Source organism: Pseudomonas sp. FH4 (genome assembly GCF_000510915.2).
Lineage (GTDB): Bacteria > Pseudomonadota > Gammaproteobacteria > Pseudomonadales > Pseudomonadaceae > Aquipseudomonas > Aquipseudomonas brenneri.
On the sequence record NZ_AOHN01000044.1, the window covers coordinates 344766 to 363415 of the forward strand.

Consider the following 18650-nt stretch of genomic DNA (forward strand, 5'->3'; position numbering starts at 1 on the left):
GCGATTACGCCGAGGCTTGGCCTTCAGCCAGGAAGAACCAGGTTTCCAGTACGGAATCAGGGTTCAACGAAACACTTTCGATACCCTGCTCCATCAGCCATTTGGCCAGGTCCGGGTGATCGGAAGGGCCCTGGCCACAGATACCGATGTACTTGCCGGCCTTGTTACAGGCCTGGATGGCATTGGCCAGCAGCTTCTTGACCGCAGGATTTCGCTCGTCGAACAGGTGGGCGATGATCCCGGAATCGCGGTCCAGGCCCAGGGTCAGTTGGGTCAGGTCGTTGGAACCGATGGAGAAACCATCGAAGAACTCCAGGAACTCCTCGGCCAGGATCGCGTTGGACGGCAGCTCGCACATCATGATCACGCGCAGGCCGTTTTCGCCACGGGTCAGACCGTTCTCGGCCAGCAGGTCAACCACCTGGCTCGCTTCGCCCAGGGTGCGCACGAATGGCACCATGATCTCGACGTTGGTCAGGCCCATCTCGTTGCGCACACGCTTGAGCGCACGGCATTCGAGCTCGAAGCAGTCACGGAACGCTTCGCTGATGTAGCGCGAAGCGCCACGGAAGCCCAGCATCGGGTTTTCTTCTTCCGGCTCATAGAGCTTGCCGCCGATCAGGTTCGCGTACTCGTTGGACTTGAAGTCCGACAGGCGCACGATGACTTTCTTCGGCCAGAAGGCCGCCGCCAGGGTGCTGATGCCTTCCACCAGCTTCTCGACGTAGAAGCCAACAGGGTCGTTGTAGCCGGCGATACGCTTGTCGACGCTGTCCTTGATTTCCACCGGCAGGCCGTCGTAGTTCAACAGGGCCTTGGGGTGCACGCCGATCATGCGGTTGATGATGAACTCCAGGCGGGCCAGGCCCACACCAGCGTTCGGCAACTGCGCGAAGTCGAAGGCGCGGTCGGGGTTGCCGACGTTCATCATGATCTTGAACGGCAGGTCAGGCATGGCATCGATAGAGTTTTGCTTGATATCGAAGCCCAGCTCACCTTCGAAGATGAAGCCGGTATCGCCTTCGGCGCAGGATACGGTGACGCCCTGGCCATCCTTGAGCAGTTGGGTGGCGTTGCCGCAACCGACGACTGCCGGGATCCCCAGCTCACGGGCGATGATCGCCGCGTGGCAGGTACGCCCGCCACGATTGGTGACGATGGCGCTGGCGCGTTTCATCACCGGCTCCCAGTCCGGGTCGGTCATGTCGGAGACCAGCACGTCACCTGGCTGGACCTTGTCCATCTCGGACACGTCCTTGATGATCCGCACCTTGCCGGCGCCGATGCGCTGGCCGATGGCACGGCCTTCCACCAGCACGGTGCCGGTTTCTTTCAACAGGTAGCGTTCCATGACATTGGCCGACGTACGGCTCTTCACGGTTTCCGGACGCGCCTGGACGATGTACAGCTTGCCGTCGTCGCCATCCTTGGCCCATTCGATGTCCATCGGGCACTTGTAGTGCTTCTCGATGATCATCGCCTGTTTGGCCAATTCACAGACTTCCGCATCGCTGAGGCAGAACCGGGCACGTTCGGCCTTGTCCACATCAACGGTTTTCACCGAGCGACCGGCCTTGGCCTCGTCGCCGTAGATCATCTTGATGGCCTTGCTGCCCAGGTTGCGGCGCAGGATCGCCGGGCGACCGGCTTCAAGAGTGTGCTTGTGGACGTAGAACTCGTCCGGGTTGACCGCGCCTTGTACGACGGTTTCGCCCAGGCCGTAGGCGCCGGTGATAAACACCACGTCACGGAAACCCGACTCGGTATCCAGGGTGAACATCACGCCGGCGGTACCGGTTTCCGAACGCACCATGCGCTGCACACCGGCAGACAGGGCTACCAGCTTGTGGTCGAAACCCTGGTGCACACGGTAGGAAATGGCGCGATCGTTGAACAGCGAGGCAAACACCTCCTTGGCCGCGCGGATGACGTTTTCCACGCCGCGAATGTTCAGGAAGGTTTCCTGCTGGCCGGCGAAGGAGGCGTCGGGCAAGTCTTCGGCGGTGGCCGAGGAACGCACGGCGACAGCCATGTCCGGGTTGCCGGCCGACAGGCTGGCGAAGGCAGTGCGGATTTCGGCGTTGAGCTTCTCGGGGAACTCGGCTTCCATGATCCACTGACGGATCTGTGCGCCGGTCTTGGCCAGGGCGTTGACATCATCGACGTCCAGCGCGTCCAGGGCAGCGTGGATCTGGTCGTTGAGACCGCTCAGTTCGAGGAAATCGCGGTATGCCTGGGCCGTGGTGGCGAAACCACCGGGCACCGAGACACCAGCGCCTGCAAGATTACTGATCATCTCGCCGAGGGATGCGTTCTTGCCCCCCACATGCTCTACATCATGGACGCCGAGCTTATCGAGGGAAACTACGTACTCTACCAAGGTGATCTCTCCACTAACTGTGTTGGAAAAGCTCAGGGCGCCGGCGGCTCAATAGGAGCATTTACCGGCGTTTGTGGCCTGGACCTGGAAAATAAGTGAGAATGCGGCCCACTGTGGGACGGCAAAATCGCGCCTATCATATCCAAGATTCGTCATCAGCTTAAGGCCCAAGGCTCAAATGAAACGATCTGCTTTCTTTATCTCCGATGGCACCGGCATTACCGCCGAAACCCTGGGTCAAAGCCTGCTGGCGCAGTTCGAAAGCATTACCTTCGCCAAATTCACCCGGCCTTATATCGATAACGTGGATAAAGCGCGGGCCATGGTACAACAAATCAATCTGGCCGCCGAAAAAGACGGGATGCGCCCGATCATTTTCGACACCATCGTCAACCAGGACATTCGTGAGATCCTCGCGACTTCCAATGGTTTCATGATCGACATCTTCTCGACCTTCCTGGCGCCCCTGGAACAGGAGCTGAGTGAACACTCCTCGTACTCCGTGGGCAAGTCCCACTCCATTGGCCATAACTCCAACTATATGGAGCGGATCGAGGCGGTGAACTTCGCCCTGGATAACGACGACGGCGCCCGCACCCACTACTACGACAAGGCCGACCTGATCCTGGTCGGCGTGTCGCGTTGTGGCAAGACCCCGACCTGCCTGTATATGGCCATGCAATTTGGCATCCGCGCGGCCAACTACCCACTGACCGAAGACGATATGGAGCGCCTGCAGCTACCGGCGGTGCTGCGTACCCACCAGCACAAGTTGTTTGGCCTGACCATCGATCCGGATCGTCTGACGGCCATCCGCAATGAGCGCAAGCCCAATAGCCGCTATTCGAGCTATGCCCAGTGCGAATTCGAGGTGCGGGAAGTAGAGAACCTATTCCGCCGGGAAAATATTGCGCACATCAATTCCACGCATTTTTCGGTGGAAGAGATTTCGGCGAAGATCCTGGTAGAAAAAGGTGTTGAGCGGCGTTTCAAGTAGTTTTCATTTTGGGTCCATCGCTATCGCAGGCAAGCCAGCGCCCACACTTGATGGGGTTCACGCGTCAAAATGTGGGCGCTGGCTTGCCTGGGATAAACGATAACGCGGTCTCACAGATGAAACCGGTCGCCACCCTGCCCCAGCGCCGTGGCCAACGCATCAAATCCCGCACGTAACAGCTGATCGTCCCCGGACGTATTGCAGATACTTGCCCGAATGAACTGCGGCACCGCCGTTTGTCCTACCGCAAAGGCTTCTGCCGTGGCGATCAGGTAATTGTTCTGCTTGAGTTCAGCCTCGATTTCCGACGCACGCCAAGGCTCCGGGACTTCAATCCAGAAGTGCGGGCTGTTGGGGTGCGTTCGGTATTCCAGGCCCATCAACAGGTCCTCAACCAACGTTTTGCGGCGGCTGATCTCATTGATCTGCTGATGCAACAAATACTCTGCCGTGCCGTTTTCAATCCACTGCGTGGCCAGCTCCAGGGTCACCGGCGTAGCCATCCAGCAGGTTGAGCGCAAGGCCGCAGAAATACGGCTGACCAGCGCCGGCGGCGCATGTACATACCCCACCCGCAGGCCCGCCGACACAGCCTTGCTCAGGCTGCTGATCAGAATCGTGCGCTCCGGGGCAAAATGACTCAAAGGTGGCGGCCGGTCCTCCACCAGCACCCCATGTGCCTCGTCTTCCAGGATCAACAGGTTGTGCTCGCGACACACCTTCACCAGCGCCTCACGGCGGGCCACCGACAACACGGCGGTCGTGGGATTCTGGATGGTCGGCGTGCAATACAGGGCCGACACCCGGTGATTGCGACAGACTTCGTCCAGCGCCGTGGGCAACACGCCCTCCTCGTCCATTTCCAGGCCAATCAGCCGGATGCCGAGCATCCGTGCGGCGGTGATCAGGCCAGGGTAGGTCAGCTGCTCGGTCACCACCGTGTCGCCCGCGCGCACCAAGGCCATCAAGGCGCACAGCAACCCATGCTGGCCGCCATTGACACAGATGACCTGCTCTGGAATCGGATGAAAATCGCGCTGCACCAGCCATTGCGCCCCCGCCTCGCGGTAGCGGGGCAAACCGGCGTCCGGAGTATAGGCACTGATGTCCTGGAGAAACTTGGCGTTGGTCGACAGGGTTTGGAAGCTCTGGGCCAGGAAGGTCGTTTCCTGACCCGGAATATGCATGTTGCGACTCATATCGAAGTACTGGCGCGGCTCCTCGCTGAAATTGCGAAAGCCCTCGTCACGCTGGCGCTCCATCCCACGCTTGCGCACGAATGTTCCATCACCCACCCGCGCCACTACCAGGCCCAGGCGTTCCAGTTCGCCGTAGGCACGACTGATGGTACCGATGGTCACCCCCAGGTTGTCCGAAAGCACCCGGTGAGGCGGCAGCTTTCGTCCCGGCTCGATCAAGCCTTCGAGGATGCCCCGTTCCATGACGTCGGACAGGCGCTTGTACTTCACGCCCTGCCCGCTGGACAGTCCCTCTCGCATAATTGACACCATGTCAATATTTGTTTTGACAGCCATCTTTCGCCCTAATAGTGTGCTTTTACGGGTTCAATCACCGGGTAAAACCTCTAATTACAAGTTCAATATAGAGTTCAATTCCGGCTCAGGGAAGCAATAAACGATGCCAATGTCCGCCGTTCTCGAAAATGCCGAAAAAACCAAATCACACAAACAATGGCTGGCTGGCCTGATCACCAGTGTAATGTTCCTGATTGTCTGCCTGAGCTGGGGCACCACCTGGCTGGGGATCAAGATCGCGGTGGAAAGCGTGCCGCCATTGACCTCGGCGGGCCTGCGCTTCCTGATCGCCTTTCCACTGTTCCTGTGTTTTGCCCTGGTGCGTCGCGAGCCGATCCTGTTTCCACGGGAAAGCCGCTGGTTCTTTGTATTCGTGACCCTCTGCTACTTCAGTGTTCCCTACTACCTGCTCAACTATGGCGAAATGCACGTCTCGTCCGGCCTCACCGCCCTGCTGTTCAGTTGCATGCCGGTGTTTATCCTGATTTTCTCGGCGCTGTTCCTGCGCGAGCGCATCTACTTTTCCCAGGTCGTGGGGATTGGGATCGGTTTCGGCAGCCTGTACATGATCATCAGGAGCCAGGGATTGCACCTTGACCATGCCGAGTTCTTCGGCGTGCTGGCGATTCTGACCGCCGCGATCATGCATGCCTTGTGCTATGTCATTACCAAGCAAAAAGGCAGCGCCATCAGCGTGATCACCTACAACACCCTGCCCATCGGGATTGCCGGGCTGATGCTGTTCGTCGCCGGCCTATGGTTCGAAGCCCCGACCTTCGAGGCCATCACCCTGCGCTCCTGGAGCGCCCTGCTGTACCTGGGCCTGGTGGCATCGGTCGGCGGTTTTATCGTGTATTTCATGCTGCTCAAGCGCCTGAGCCCGATCATCCTGTCGTTCGTCTTTATCATTTTCCCGGTGTTCGCCGTGATCATCGGCGCCTGGTACGAAGGCCTGGAGCTGTCCCGGGACCTGATGCTGTACTCCGCGATCCTGCTGGCCGGCTTTGCAATCACCAAGTTGCCCATCGAAAAGCTCCTGGCCAAGCCCAATTGACCCTTTCCCCACCACGCGAGAGAAACATGGACGTCCTCCGCCAAACCACCCTGGAACAGATCTACGCCCACGCCGCCAGCACCTATCCCGAAGAGTGCTGCGGCTTTGTCTTCGCCGACGGCAGTGTGTACCTGGGCAGCAATATCCAGAACGAGTTGCACCGCAAGAACCCCGAGATGTACCCACGCAGCGCGGCCAACGGCTACACCTTCTCGGTGACCGACACGCTGCTGATGAACAAGGCCTTTCGCACGGACAACCCGGTGGTGGTGATCTACCACTCCCACCCGGATGTCGGTGCGTACTTCAGCGACGAGGATCAGGACAAGGCCCTGTACATGGGGGAACCCATCTACCCCGTCAGCTACCTGGTGGTGGATGTCCGCCAGGGCAAGGCCCTTGGGTCGAAACTGTTTGCCTGGGATGGCACGCACTTCGCCCTCAACCCCTTCAACGACCTGCAAACGGAGTTGTACATGAACGCTGTCTCTTTCCCCGACATCCTGGTGCGCGTGGCCAAGTTGCCAGAATCGACCCTTGAGGGTGCCGGATCGACATTGCGCGAAGTCATTGAAGACACCTGCACCCGCTACCCGCAACTGCGGGCGCACCTGTTCCACGAAAACAACGGTCAGCTCAAGGAGCACTTCCTGTTCACGGCGGGGGAAGAACTGATCGGCCCCGACGAGCCGCTACCCGAAAAGGTAAAAATCGAAGTGCTGCTGGCCACCTCCGGTGGCATGGACATCGACTCGCTGAGCAACGAGGAAGTGCAGCGCTATGTGCGTCATATCACCCTGCCCGGCGTTGGCCGCGAAGGGCAACTGAGCCTGAAGAAGGCCAAGGTGCTGATCATCGGTACGGGTGGCCTGGGCTCGCCCATCAGCCTGTACCTGGCCGCCGCCGGCATCGGCACCCTGGGGCTGGTGGACTTCGACGTGGTGGAAAGCAGCAACCTGCAACGCCAGGTTGTCCACGGCAACAGCACCCTGGGCCTGCCCAAGGTCGAATCCGCCAAGCAGCGCCTGCAAGACCTCAACCGCCATATCCAAATCAACACCTACGACACCGCATTGAATGCCGACAATGCCCTGGAGCTGGTCGGTGCCTACGACCTGGTGATCGACGGCACCGACAATTTCGAGACCCGCTACCTCGTCAACGATGCCTGCGTACAGTTGGGCAAGCCGCTGGTGTACGGCGCAATCTATCGTTTCGATGGCCAGATCAGCGTGTTCAATTATCAAGGCGGGCCCTGCTACCGCTGCCTGTACCCCCACGCGCCACCGGCGGAACTGGCGCCCAATTGCAGCGCCGGCGGGGTCATCGGTGTACTACCCGGGGTGGTCGGGATGATCCAGGCCACCGAGGCAATCAAGTTGCTGATCGGTCTGGGCGAACCTTTGTCAGGTCGGTTGATGCGCTTTGATGCCCTGGCCATGAAATTCAGTGAAATCCGTTTCAAGCGTCGCGCCGATTGCCCGTGCTGCTCCGAACTGCGCGATGAGCACCAACCCACAGCCGCCGTGTGTGCCGATGCCATCCGCAACGCCCCCAGCCTGGCCGAAGAACACTACATCAAGCCCCAGGTGCTCAAGCAGTTGCTGGAACGCCGTAGCAGCGCCGACATCCTGCTGGATGTGCGCGACGCCAGCGAGCTGGAGGTGTGCCAACTCCCCGGCGTGGTGCACATCCCCCTGGCCCAGCTCGACGATCAGCTCGATACCCTCAGCCGTGACAATACCCATTACCTGATCTGCTACGCCGGCATCCGCGCCGAGCAAGCCGCCAGTACCTTGCTGGCAGCGGGCTTTGCCAACACCCGGGTGCTGGAAGGCGGCATGAAACACTGGGTGCGTGACGTCGAACCCGACATGCCTTTGTACTGATCACGGGCCTTGGGGGTACTTATCTGATGCTGCATAACTCCATACTCGACGCCATTGGCCAAACGCCCATCGTGCGCCTGGAACAATTCTCCGAAGACCTCGGCATCGAGGTCTTTGCCAAGCTCGAATCCCTGAATCCGGGCGGCAGCCACAAGGCGCGGATCGCCCTGGGGATGATCCTCGACGCCGAACGCCGGGGCATCCTGATTCGCGATTCGGGGCAAACCATCATCGAACCCAGCGGTGGCAACACGGGTATCGGCCTGGTCATGGCCGGCAATGTGCTGGGCTACAAAGTGGTGCTGGTGATTCCCGACAACTACAGCCCCGAAAAGCAGAAACTGCTGCGCCTGTATGGAGCCAAGGTGGTGCTGTCGGACAGCCGCCTGGGCAACAACTCCCATGGCGAAAAGTGCATGGAACTGCAGTTGGAAAACCCCAGCTTCGTCATGCTCAACCAACAGCGTAACGGCGCCAACCCCCAGACCCATCGCGACACCACCGCCCCGGAAATCATCCGCGCCTTTGGCGAGCGCCAGGTCGACTATTTTGTCAGCGGCATCGGTACCGGGGGTCATATCACCGGTATCGGTGAAACCCTCAAGGCCACCTGGCCGCAGATCCGCGTGATGGGGGTCGAACCCGAGGAGTGCGACCTGCTCAGCGACCGCCATGCGCCGCACCATATCCAGGGCCTGTCCATCGGCTTGATCCCGAGCATTCTCAACCTGAATGTACTGGACGGCATGCTCAAGGTTTCGCGCCTCGACTGCCTGGAAATGATGAAGCGCATCATGCGTACCGATGCCATCAGCCTGGGGCTGTCGTCAGCCGCCAATATGGTAGCCATCGCCAGGCTCGCCCCGGAACTGCCCACCGACACCGTCGTCCTGACCATGGTGTACGACAGCGCCGACAGTTATCTGCCCTGTTTCGAATAACGACAATTACGGGGGTGCCTTCCATGGGAGGCTTTATCGACATGCAACAGTTGCACGATGAGTTGCTGACCCACCTCATCAAGACCCTCTCGCCGGCGCAGATAGCACAGTTGCAGCCGCACCTGGCGCAATTGATCCAGCCGGCGGCGCAGGAAGTGGCCGAGGACCTGATCGCCTATGCCTGGCGCGACCCGGCGTCCAGGGGCCGGGGCGAACTGATCCTGGAATCCTACGCCTCGTTCAAGGCCGTGCTTTATTACCGGTTGGCGCACCGGGTATGGAATCTTTCCGACCAGCCCCACAGCCAGTTCTGTGCCATCGCGCTGACGTTGAGCAACCAGGGCAAGATCCTGTCCGGGGCCGAAATCCACCCGGCTGCCCGCATTGGCCGACGTTTTGTACTGGATCATGGCTTTGGCACGGTGATCGGCGAAACCTGCGAGATCGGCAATGACTGCTACATCCTGTGTGGCGTGACCCTGGGCGCACGAGGCATCGCCAACAACCCTGACGGCAAGCGCCACCCGCGCCTGGGCAACAATGTGGAAGTCGGCTCGGGCGCCAGGGTGCTGGGTTATGTGCTGATCGGCGACAACGTGTTTATCAGCCCCTCCTGTGTCATCACCCAGGACGTGCCCGCCGGCACCAAGGTGAAGGTAGTCAATCAGATCCAGTTGCAGAAAAACGACGAATCAGACGCCAGCAATTACCTCGGGGCATTTGCCCTCGACGAACGTCTGCATGTGGTCGGCGAAGTCAGCACCAGCCACCGGGTTACGGTGCTGGATGCCGACTTCCATCCGCTGTCCAGCCTGGTGCTGGAACCTACGGTCAAGGAGCGTCACCACCTGCAATTTCGCCTGCGCACGCTGCAGGCTCCCACCCATCCACCGCGCCTGCCCCTGAACCTGAAGGTGTGCGGGCCGAAGTTCGAGGTCACCCTGCTTTCCCCACCCGGGTTGAGCGCAATGGTGCGGCGCCTGCTGCAAACCAGCCCACTGATCGTTGGAGGTTGAACATGTCCGTACACACAATGGAAACCCTGGCGCTGTTCGACAGCGCGCCTTACCAGAACGCCTTCAGCGCCCGCGTGATCGCCGTCAGCGAACAGGGCGTCGCCCTGGAACACACCCTGTTCTACCCCACCGGAGGTGGGCAGCCGGGAGATACCGGCTACTTCACCCTGCCCGACGGCAGCCGCATCAACGTGACAGGGACCGTGCGCGACCCAGTACTGCGCTCGATCATCTGGCACCAGGTGGAACATTGCCCCGAATCATTGCGGGCCGGTGTGCAGGTGGATGCTGGCCTGGACTGGGAGCGGCGCTACCAGCACATGAAGATGCACACCTGCCTGCATTTGCTGTGCTCGATCATCGACGCCCCGGTGACCGGTTGCAGCATCAGCGCCGACAAGGGCCGCCTGGATTTCGACCTGCCGGAAATGACCCTGGACAAGGAAAGCATCACCCGCGACCTCAACGCCTTGATCGAGCAGGCTCATGAGGTCAAGTCGCTGTCGATGCCGGCCTCTGAATATTCCACCCTGCTACAAATCACCCGTACTCAGGCCGTCGCTCCACCGGTGATCCAGGGCGCAGTGCGGGTGATTGAAATTGCCGGCATCGATATCCAGCCGTGTGGCGGCACCCACGTGGTCAACACCGAGGAAATCGGCCGGGTGTTCTGCGAAAAAATCGAGAAGAAGAGCAAGCATAACCGGAGGGTGATCTTGCGGTTTGAGTAACGCATTCGCCAGGCTGCGATTTTTTCCACGAAAGACACAAGTGAGGTTTTGCGAATCGTGTGCCGACAGCGTTCCATGCACTGTCGGCAATGCTACACCGTGCCCCACCTTAAGCGTCTGAAGTGCTGACTTTCTGGTTAAGGTCAACAATTTCTCGCTCAAGCTCTTTAATCACTGCTTTAAAATGCTCAATCATCTTTGCAACCTCAGCGCTCAGCGTTTTGGTTTCAAGGGCCAGACTGTCAATGCTGCTCTGAGTAGCGGGACTCTGTTCACTGGAACCAGCCGCCGCCGCCTCAGGAGTAGAGGCCAGCGGGGCTTGCTCATCATTGGATGCTGATTCGGCGTCGTGGGCTTGATTCGACGAGACTTCTGGAGGTGCATCTGAACCGGAGTTTCCGATTTTTTGTTTGATCTCGCCGATTTCCTGTTGAAGTCGCGCAACCACTTTATTGAAATCATTCCTCATACTCTCAATCGTTGCATGAAGCTCCTTGTTTTCTTCGGACATTTTTTTGATATTGCTAGATGTATTCGCGCCAGATGAGGGTGCCCTCTCATCTGCAGCGGACACTTCAGGCTCAGTGCGTTTAGGGACGCGCCCAGAACCAGAGGTATCAGCGGTGCTTGGAGTCGACGCCCTGGCAGGCGTTTGGGATGTCGCCGAAGTAGGACTTTTTTTAGCCTCAACCTGCTGTTTCAACTGGGCTATTTGCTGCGCAAGCCCATTTACTATCGGTGTGAGCTCTGCCATCACTTGCTTGATCTTGTTTTTAAGCTGAGTGTTCTCTTGGAAAAGCTGTGCAAGCTGGGCGGGGTCGGTAGTCTTCGCCGATGGCGGCGAGTTGACCAGCCCCTTATGCGTCGAAAACTGCCCCCGCTGCGGTGTAGTCATCGGCTGACGAGAGGGTGCTGAATCTGACTGGGGTTGGTCAGGAGTACCTGCTTTGGCGCTGTTTTCTTGCGGTGTGTGCTCTGGCTTGGGTGGCATTTCATAGGCGTAGTTGGGCGCGTACTGCTGAGGACTTACGCTCGTCATGGTGGACCTCTCAGATTCAGGTATTTGATTCACGGACATTGCGTGCCAGGCGACCCGGTAAAACAGGTCATCTGGCTACCTGATTGGTGATTATCTGAATAAGGTTCCGACGATGTAGGACGTACGAATAGCAAAGTGTGTCCACTTCACAACCGGCCACCCGACCTTCTCACATCGCCCACAGGTCCACAAACCGGCTTACGGAAGTCGCTTCAAGCCGTGCCTGGTCCTTGCACAAGGCGAATATCTGCGCACTGCGCTGGGCGGTAAAGCGTGTGGCCAGGTTGGCCTTGAATTTGGCTTCGAGCAACGGAATCCCGTCAACCCGACGACGACGATGGCCAATCGGGTACTCCACCACCACCTGCTCAGTGCTGGAACCGTCATTGAAGAAAACCTGCACCGCGTTGGCAATGGAGCGCTTGTCGGCCTCCAGGTATTCGCGGCTGTAGCGGGGGTCTTCGACAATGACCATTTTCTCGCGCAACTCATCGATGATCGGATGCGCGGCATGGAACTCATCTTCGTACTGCTCGGCCACCAGATTGCCGAACGCCAGCGGCACGGCCGTCATGTATTGCAGGCAATGGTCACGGTCTGCCGCATTGGCCAATTGGCCGACCTTGGAAATGATACGAATCGCCGACTCGTGGGTAGTGATGACGATCCTGTCGATTTCATGCAGGCGGTTTTTGACCTGCGAATGCAAAGTGACCGCCGCTTCACAGGCAGTCTGTGCGTGGAACTCGGCAGGAAAGCTGATCTTGAACAGCACGTTCTCCATCACATAGGTGCCATAGGGTTGGGGCAGGCTGAACGCGCGCTTGTCCTCGGGCTTGAGGGCCAGGTCCTTGTTGGTATGGCTGAACAGCACGTCATAGAAACCCCACTGCGGCGCGCTCAATACGCCGGGAATCCCCATTTCGCCGCGCATGGCGATGTCCGCCAGGCGCACGCCACGGCTCGACGCATCCCCCGCCGCCCAGGACTTGCGTGAACCGGCGTTCGGCGCGTGGCGGTAAGTGCGCAGGGCCTGCCCATCGACAAACGCCTGGGACAACGCCGCCAGCAGTTGCTCACGATTGGCGCCCATCAACTTGGCGCACACCGCAGTGGAGGCGACTTTGACCAGCAGCACATGGTCAAGGCCGACGCGGTTGAAGGAGTTTTCCAGGGCGATCACGCCCTGGATTTCGTGGGCCATGATCATCGCTTCCAGGACCGCGCGCACCGTCAACGGCGTTTCACCATTGGCCACGCGCTTTTGCGAAAGGTGATCGGCGACGGCCAGGATGCCACCGAGGTTATCCGAAGGATGGCCCCATTCGGCGGCGAGCCAGGTGTCGTTGTAATCGAGCCAACGCACGATGCAACCGATGTCCCACGCGGCCTTGACCGGGTCCAGGCGATAGGACGTACCCGGCACCCGTGCACCGAACGGCACCACCGTGCCTTCGACGATAGGCCCCAGGTGCTTGGTGCACTCAGGGAAACGCAAGGCCAGCAAGCCACAGCCGAGGGTGTCCATCAGGCAGTTGCGGGCAGTGTCCAGGGCGTCCCGGGAATCGATCCGGTAGGTGAGGACGTAGTCAGCAATGTCCTGCAAAACCTGGTCGTAGTCGGGGCGGTTGTTCTGGTCGACGTTGGCGCTCATGGCAGTACTCCAAAATGGGTTGGGTGTGTTCCTTCTCAGGCTCATGGCTGGTCGTTTGTGGCAGGTCTGAGTGCCTGCTCTAGTACATAAATCAAGAAACCACCGATGCCCCCCTGTGGGAGCGGGCTTGCTCGCGAAAGCGGTGGATCAGTCAATACAGCTGCTGACTGAAATACCGCTTTCGCGAGCAAGCCCGCTCCCACATTTTGGCCGGTGCTTGGTTTCAGAATGCATCGCCCGGGACGCGCACATAGCCCTCCATCAACACCCGTGCACTGCGGCTCATGATGGCTTTCTTCACCACCCATTCGCCGTTCACCTGGCTGGCCTCGGCGCCCACGCGCAGGGTGCCGGACGGATGCCCGAACCGCACCGCATTGCGCTCCACACCGCCCGCCGCGAGGTTGACCAGGGTCCCGGAAATCGCCGCCGCCGTGCCAATCGCCACCGCGGCCGTGCCCATCATCGCGTGGTGCAGCTTGCCCATGGACAACGCTCGCACCAGCAGGTCAACATCCCCCGCCTTGATCGCCTTGCCGCTGGAGGCCAGGTAATCCGCTGGCTTGGCCACGAACGCCACTTTCGGCGTGTGCTGGCGCTGGGCCGCTTCATCCAGGTGTTTGATCAAACCCATGCGCAATGCGCCGTAGGCTCGCACAGTCTCAAACATCGCCAGGGCTTTGGGGTCGCTGTTGATCGCGCCTTGCAGCTCGGTGCCGGTGTAGCCGAGATCTTCAGCATTGATAAAAATCGTCGGGATACCCGCATTGATCAGCGTTGCCTTGAACGTACCGACACCCGGCACGTCCAGGTCGTCGATCAGGTTGCCGGTGGGGAACATAGAGCCACCGCCGCCCTCTTCTTCCGCTGCCGGGTCGAGGAACTCCAGTTGCACTTCGGCCGCCGGGAAGGTCACGCCATCCAGCTCGAAGTCGCCGGTTTCCTGCACCGCGCCGTCGGTGATCGGCACATGGGCGATGATGGTCTTGCCGATATTGGCCTGCCACACCCGCACCACGGCCACGCCGTTATGGGGGATCCGCTCAGCCGCTACCAGACCGCTGCTGACAGCAAAGGAGCCGACCGCTGCTGACAGGTTGCCGCAGTTACCACTCCAATCGACAAAAGGCTTGTCGATGGAGACTTGGCCGAACAGGTAATCGACGTCGTGATCGGCACGCGTGCTTTTAGCCAGGATCACGGTCTTGCTGGTGCTCGACGTGGCACCACCCATACCGTCGATTTGTTTGTCATAGGGATCGGGACTGCCGATCACCCGCAGCAGCAAGGCATCCCGTGCAGCGCCCGGAACCTGGGCCACTTCGGGCAAGTCCTGGAGATTGAAAAAAACGCCCTTGCTGGTGCCGCCACGCATATAGGTGGCGGGAATCTTGATTTGCGGTACGTGTGCCATGGTGTTCCTCAAAAGACGCCGGGGGCTTGAAGCCCCCGGCCCTCGTTTATGTCAGGCGGTGGCCGCCGACTCCAGGAAGTCCTGGGCAAAGCGCTGCAACACGCCGCCCGCCTCGTAGATCGACACTTCTTCAGCAGTGTCCAGGCGGCAGGTCACCGGCACCTCGACACGTTCGCCATTCTTGCGGTTGATCACCAGGGTCAACTGCGCACGCGGGGTGCGTTCGCCGATCACGTCATAGGTTTCGCTGCCATCGATCTGCAACGTCTTGCGATCAGTACCCGCCAGGAACTCCAGGGGCAACACGCCCATGCCCACCAGGTTGGTGCGGTGGATACGTTCGAAACCTTCGGCGGCAATCGCCTCCACACCAGCCAGGCGCACGCCCTTGGCCGCCCAGTCGCGGGACGAACCCTGGCCGTAGTCGGCGCCGGCAATGATGATCAGTGGCTGCTTGCGCTCCATGTAGGTCTCAATGGCTTCCCACATGCGCGTGACCTTGCCTTCCGGCTCGATGCGCGCCAGGGAACCCTGCTTGACCTTGCCGTTCTCCAGGACCATTTCGTTGAACAGCTTGGGGTTGGCAAAGGTCGCGCGCTGGGCGGTCAAGTGGTCGCCTCGGTGCGTGGCATAAGAGTTGAAGTCGACTTCCGGCAGGCCCATTTTTGCCAGGTATTCACCGGCGGCGCTGTCGAGCATGATCGCGTTGGACGGCGACAGGTGATCAGTGGTGATGTTGTCCGGCAACACCGCCAGCGGGCGCATGCCCTTGAGCGGACGTGCGCCGGCCAGGGCGCCTTCCCAGTACGGCGGGCGGCGGATGTAGGTGCTTTGCGGGCGCCAGTCGTACAGCGGCGTGACTTTCGGGCCGGTGTCTTCATGGATGGCAAACATCGGGATGTAGACCTGGCGGAACTGCTCAGGCTTGACCGACGCCTTGACCACCGCGTCGATTTCCTCGTCGCTCGGCCAGATGTCCTTCAAGCGAATTTCCTTGCCGTCGGCATCCAGGCCCAGCACGTCTTTTTCGATATCGAAACGGATGGTGCCAGCAATCGCGTAGGCCACCACCAACGGCGGCGACGCCAGGAACGCTTGCTTGGCGTACGGGTGGATGCGCCCGTCGAAGTTGCGGTTGCCCGACAGTACGGCGGTGGCATACAGGTCACGGTCGATGATTTCTTGCTGGATCACCGGATCGAGTGCACCGGACATGCCGTTGCAGGTAGTGCAGGCGAAGGCTACGACGCCAAAACCCAACTGCTCCAACTCGCGGGTCAAGCCGGCTTCGTCGAGGTACATGGCCACGGTTTTCGAACCCGGTGCCAGGGATGACTTGACCCACGGCTTACGGGCCAGCCCGAGCTTATTGGCATTGCGCGCCAACAGGCCGGCGGCGATCACGTTGCGCGGGTTGCTGGTATTGGTGCAACTGGTGATGGCAGCAATGATCACCGCACCGTCGGGCATTTGCCCCGGCACGTCGTCCCATTGCCCGGAAATCCCCTTGGCCGCCAGGTCGCTGGTGGCCACGCGGGCGTGCGGGTTGCTCGGGCCGGCCATGTTGCGCACGACGCTGGACAAATCGAAGCTCAAGCCACGCTCGTATTGCGCGCCCTTGAGGTCATCGGCCCACAAGCCGGTGTGGCGAGCGTACTGCTCGACCAGGGCGACCTGTTCGTCTTCGCGACCGGTGAGTTTCAGGTAGGCAATGGTCTGTTGGTCGATATAGAACATCGCGGCCGTGGCGCCGTACTCCGGGGCCATGTTGGAGATGGTCGCGCGGTCACCCAGGGTCAGTGCCGAAGCACCTTCACCGAAGAACTCCAGCCAGGCACCCACTACTTTCTGCTGGCGCAGGAACTCGGTCAGCGCCAGCACCATGTCGGTGGCGGTGATGCCCGGTTGCAGTTTGCCCGTCAACTCGACGCCAACGCTTTCCGGCAGGCGCATCCACGACGCGCGGCCGAGCATCACGCTCTCGGCTTCCAGGCCGCCAACGCCGATGGCGATTACGCCCAGGGCGTCCACATGCGGCGTGTGACTGTCGGTACCGACGCAGGTATCCGGGAAGGCCACGCCGTCACGCACCTGGATCACCGGGGACATTTTCTCCAGGTTGATCTGGTGCATGATGCCGTTGCCCGGCGGGATCACGTCGACGTTTTTGAAGGCCTTCTTGGTCCACTCGATAAAGTGGAAACGGTCTTCGTTACGGCGGTCTTCGATGGCACGGTTTTTCTCGAAGGCGTCCGGGTCAAAACCACCGGCCTCGACGGCCAGGGAATGGTCGACGATCAGTTGCGTCGGCACCACCGGGTTGACCTGGGCCGGATCGCCGCCTTGCAGGGCGATGGCATCACGCAGGCCGGCGAGGTCCACCAGTGCGGTCTGGCCAAGGATGTCATGGCACACCACCCGGGCCGGGAACCATGGGAAGTCGAGGTCGCGCTTGCGTTCGATCAACTGGCTCAGGGACGCATTGAGGGTTGCCGGGTCGCAACGGCGTACCAGGTTCTCGGCGAGCACGCGGGAGGTGTAGGGCAACGTGGCGTAGGCGCCGGGGGTGATTGCCTCGACAGCCGCGCGGGCGTCGAAGTAATCCAGGCGGCTGCCGGGGAGCGGTTTGCGAAATTCAGTGTTCATCGTCAGGACTCGGTCACGGTAATTACAAAAGGAAGACCTGTGCCGACCCAGAATTGGAATGAAGTCAAAATGTGGGAGCGGGCTTGCTCGCGAATGGGGTGTGTCATTCAACACATTCCGTGACTGTTGCCCCGCATTCGCGAGCAAGCCCGCTCCCACATTTTTGATTCGGTTACCCATTCTGGATTGTCGGTCTCCTCATTCAGCGACGTTCGATTGGCACGAACTTGCGCTGCTCGACGCCGGTGTATTCGGCGCTTGGGCGGATGATGCGGTTGTTGGCACGCTGCTCAAACACATGCGCCGCCCAGCCAGTCAGGCGCGAGCACACGAAGATCGGGGTGAACAGCTTGGTCGGGATGCCCATGAAGTGGTACGCCGAGGCATGGTAGAAGTCGGCGTTGGGGAACAGTTTCTTCTGCTCCCACATGGTCTTGTCGATGGCTTCGGAGACCGGGAACAGCACTTTGTCGCCCACTTCATCGGCGAGTTTTTTCGACCAGCCCTTGATCACTTCATTGCGCGGGTCGTTGTCTTTATAGATCGCGTGGCCAAAGCCCATGATCTTGTCCTTGCGCGCCAGCATGCCGAGGGTGCCTTCGACCGCTTCCTCTGCCGAGGAGAAACGCTCGATCATTTCCATCGCGGCTTCATTCGCCCCGCCGTGCAGCGGGCCGCGCAGCGAGCCGATGGCCGCGGTGACGCAGGAATACAGGTCCGACAGGGTCGAGGCGCAGACACGCGCGGTAAAAGTGGACGCGTTGAATTCGTGCTCGGCGTAGAGGATCAGCGACACGTTCATGACCTTGACGTGCAACTCGCTCGGCTTTTTGCCGTGCAGCAGGTGCAGGAAGTGGCCGCCAATCGACGGCTCGTCGGTCACACAGTCGATGCGCTTGCCGTCATGGCTGAAGCGATACCAATAGCACATGATCGCCGGGAAGGCCGCCAGCAGGCGGTCGGTGACATCGCGCTGCACGCTGAAGTCTTTTTCCGGCTCGATATTGCCCAGGAACGAGCAACCGGTGCGCATCACATCCATCGGGTGGGCGTCGGCGGGGATGCGTTCCAGCACTTCCTTGAGCGCCTGGGGCAGGTCACGCAGCTTGCTCAGTTTGGCGCTGTAGGCGGCCAGCTCGGCCTTGGTCGGCAATTGGCCGTACAACAACAGGTAGGCGACTTCTTCGAACTGCGCGTCGGCGGCCAGTTCACGTACGTCATAGCCACGATAAGTCAGCCCGGCACCGGCCTGGCCCACGGTGGACAATTCTGTCTGCCCGGCCACCTGGCCACGCAGGCCGGCGCCACTCAGTACTTTTGCTTCAGCCATGGTTCTTCTCCAATCTTATATTTA

Annotated in this window: 13 protein-coding genes; 6 read left to right on the forward strand and 7 right to left on the reverse strand. The window is 60.2% G+C overall.

Going from position 1 to position 18650, the window contains the following annotated elements:
* Positions 1 to 4: 4 nt before the first annotated feature.
* Entirely contained in the window at positions 5 to 2380 is a 2376-nt protein-coding gene (gene ppsA / locus H097_RS25830) for a phosphoenolpyruvate synthase (protein WP_032863388.1), read from the reverse strand.
* 178 nt (positions 2381 to 2558) lie between these two features.
* Here ppsA and H097_RS25835 point away from each other — a divergent pair, with 178 nt between their 5' ends.
* Complete coding sequence (locus H097_RS25835; RefSeq protein WP_032863389.1) at positions 2559 to 3377, forward strand: pyruvate, water dikinase regulatory protein; 819 nt, start codon at positions 2559 to 2561, stop codon at positions 3375 to 3377.
* Between the two features lie 110 nt (positions 3378 to 3487).
* Here the strand turns inward: H097_RS25835 and H097_RS25840 are convergent, their stop codons facing one another.
* Positions 3488 to 4912: a PLP-dependent aminotransferase family protein gene (locus tag H097_RS25840; RefSeq protein ID WP_032863390.1), complete on the reverse strand. Its 1425-nt coding sequence runs from the start codon at positions 4910 to 4912 to the stop codon at positions 3488 to 3490.
* Between the two features lie 160 nt (positions 4913 to 5072).
* Between H097_RS25840 and H097_RS25845 the strand changes: the two genes are divergently transcribed.
* The 5 genes from H097_RS25845 to H097_RS25865 are packed head-to-tail and all read left to right on the forward strand — an operon-like array spanning position 5073 to position 10543.
* A complete protein-coding gene (locus tag H097_RS25845; RefSeq protein ID WP_162237661.1) occupies positions 5073 to 5966 on the forward strand; it encodes an EamA family transporter in 894 nt (297 codons plus the stop codon).
* A gap of 26 nt (positions 5967 to 5992) precedes the next feature.
* Complete coding sequence (gene moeB, locus H097_RS25850) at positions 5993 to 7855, forward strand: molybdopterin-synthase adenylyltransferase MoeB (protein ID WP_032863392.1); 1863 nt, start codon at positions 5993 to 5995, stop codon at positions 7853 to 7855.
* A gap of 26 nt (positions 7856 to 7881) precedes the next feature.
* Positions 7882 to 8796, forward strand: coding sequence for a PLP-dependent cysteine synthase family protein (locus H097_RS25855; RefSeq protein ID WP_032863393.1), 915 nt, complete (start codon positions 7882 to 7884; stop codon positions 8794 to 8796).
* 23 nt (positions 8797 to 8819) lie between these two features.
* On the forward strand, positions 8820 to 9812 hold the full coding sequence (locus H097_RS25860; protein WP_032863394.1) for a serine O-acetyltransferase: 993 nt from the start codon (positions 8820 to 8822) through the stop codon (positions 9810 to 9812).
* Positions 9813 to 9814: 2 nt separating this feature from the next.
* Positions 9815 to 10543 carry an alanyl-tRNA editing protein gene (locus tag H097_RS25865; protein ID WP_032863395.1) on the forward strand — a complete coding sequence of 243 codons (729 nt, stop codon included), beginning with the start codon at positions 9815 to 9817 and terminating at the stop codon, positions 10541 to 10543.
* 109 nt (positions 10544 to 10652) lie between these two features.
* Here H097_RS25865 and H097_RS25870 read toward each other — a convergent pair whose 3' ends face one another.
* From H097_RS25870 to prpC, 5 genes are all read right to left on the reverse strand, one after another.
* Entirely contained in the window at positions 10653 to 11582 is a 930-nt protein-coding gene (locus H097_RS25870; protein WP_050593449.1) for a hypothetical protein, read from the reverse strand.
* Positions 11583 to 11751: 169 nt separating this feature from the next.
* Positions 11752 to 13236, reverse strand: coding sequence for a 2-methylcitrate dehydratase (gene prpD / locus H097_RS25875; RefSeq protein WP_032863396.1), 1485 nt, complete (start codon positions 13234 to 13236; stop codon positions 11752 to 11754).
* Between the two features lie 223 nt (positions 13237 to 13459).
* Entirely contained in the window at positions 13460 to 14650 is a 1191-nt protein-coding gene (prpF, locus tag H097_RS25880; RefSeq protein ID WP_032863397.1) for a 2-methylaconitate cis-trans isomerase PrpF, read from the reverse strand.
* Positions 14651 to 14701: 51 nt separating this feature from the next.
* Complete coding sequence (gene acnD, locus H097_RS25885; protein WP_032863398.1) at positions 14702 to 17296, reverse strand: Fe/S-dependent 2-methylisocitrate dehydratase AcnD; 2595 nt, start codon at positions 17294 to 17296, stop codon at positions 14702 to 14704.
* A gap of 202 nt (positions 17297 to 17498) precedes the next feature.
* Entirely contained in the window at positions 17499 to 18626 is a 1128-nt protein-coding gene (gene prpC / locus H097_RS25890) for a 2-methylcitrate synthase (RefSeq protein ID WP_032863399.1), read from the reverse strand.
* Positions 18627 to 18650 lie beyond the last annotated feature (24 nt).

Excerpts from the sequence above, each read along its gene's own strand:
- H097_RS25835 (WP_032863389.1), top strand. The coding sequence starts at position 2,559 with ATGAAACGATCTGCTTTCTTTATCTCCGATGGCACCGGCATTACCGCC.
- H097_RS25840 (WP_032863390.1), bottom strand. The coding sequence starts at position 4,912 with ATGGCTGTCAAAACAAATATTGACATGGTGTCAATTATGCGAGAGGGA.
- moeB (WP_032863392.1), top strand. The coding sequence starts at position 5,993 with ATGGACGTCCTCCGCCAAACCACCCTGGAACAGATCTACGCCCACGCC.
- H097_RS25855 (WP_032863393.1), top strand. The coding sequence starts at position 7,882 with ATGCTGCATAACTCCATACTCGACGCCATTGGCCAAACGCCCATCGTG.
- H097_RS25860 (WP_032863394.1), top strand. The coding sequence starts at position 8,820 with ATGGGAGGCTTTATCGACATGCAACAGTTGCACGATGAGTTGCTGACC.
- H097_RS25865 (WP_032863395.1), top strand. The coding sequence starts at position 9,815 with ATGTCCGTACACACAATGGAAACCCTGGCGCTGTTCGACAGCGCGCCT.
- H097_RS25870 (WP_050593449.1), bottom strand. The coding sequence starts at position 11,582 with ATGACGAGCGTAAGTCCTCAGCAGTACGCGCCCAACTACGCCTATGAA.
- prpD (WP_032863396.1), bottom strand. The coding sequence starts at position 13,236 with ATGAGCGCCAACGTCGACCAGAACAACCGCCCCGACTACGACCAGGTT.
- prpF (WP_032863397.1), bottom strand. The coding sequence starts at position 14,650 with ATGGCACACGTACCGCAAATCAAGATTCCCGCCACCTATATGCGTGGC.
- acnD (WP_032863398.1), bottom strand. The coding sequence starts at position 17,296 with ATGAACACTGAATTTCGCAAACCGCTCCCCGGCAGCCGCCTGGATTAC.
- prpC (WP_032863399.1), bottom strand. The coding sequence starts at position 18,626 with ATGGCTGAAGCAAAAGTACTGAGTGGCGCCGGCCTGCGTGGCCAGGTG.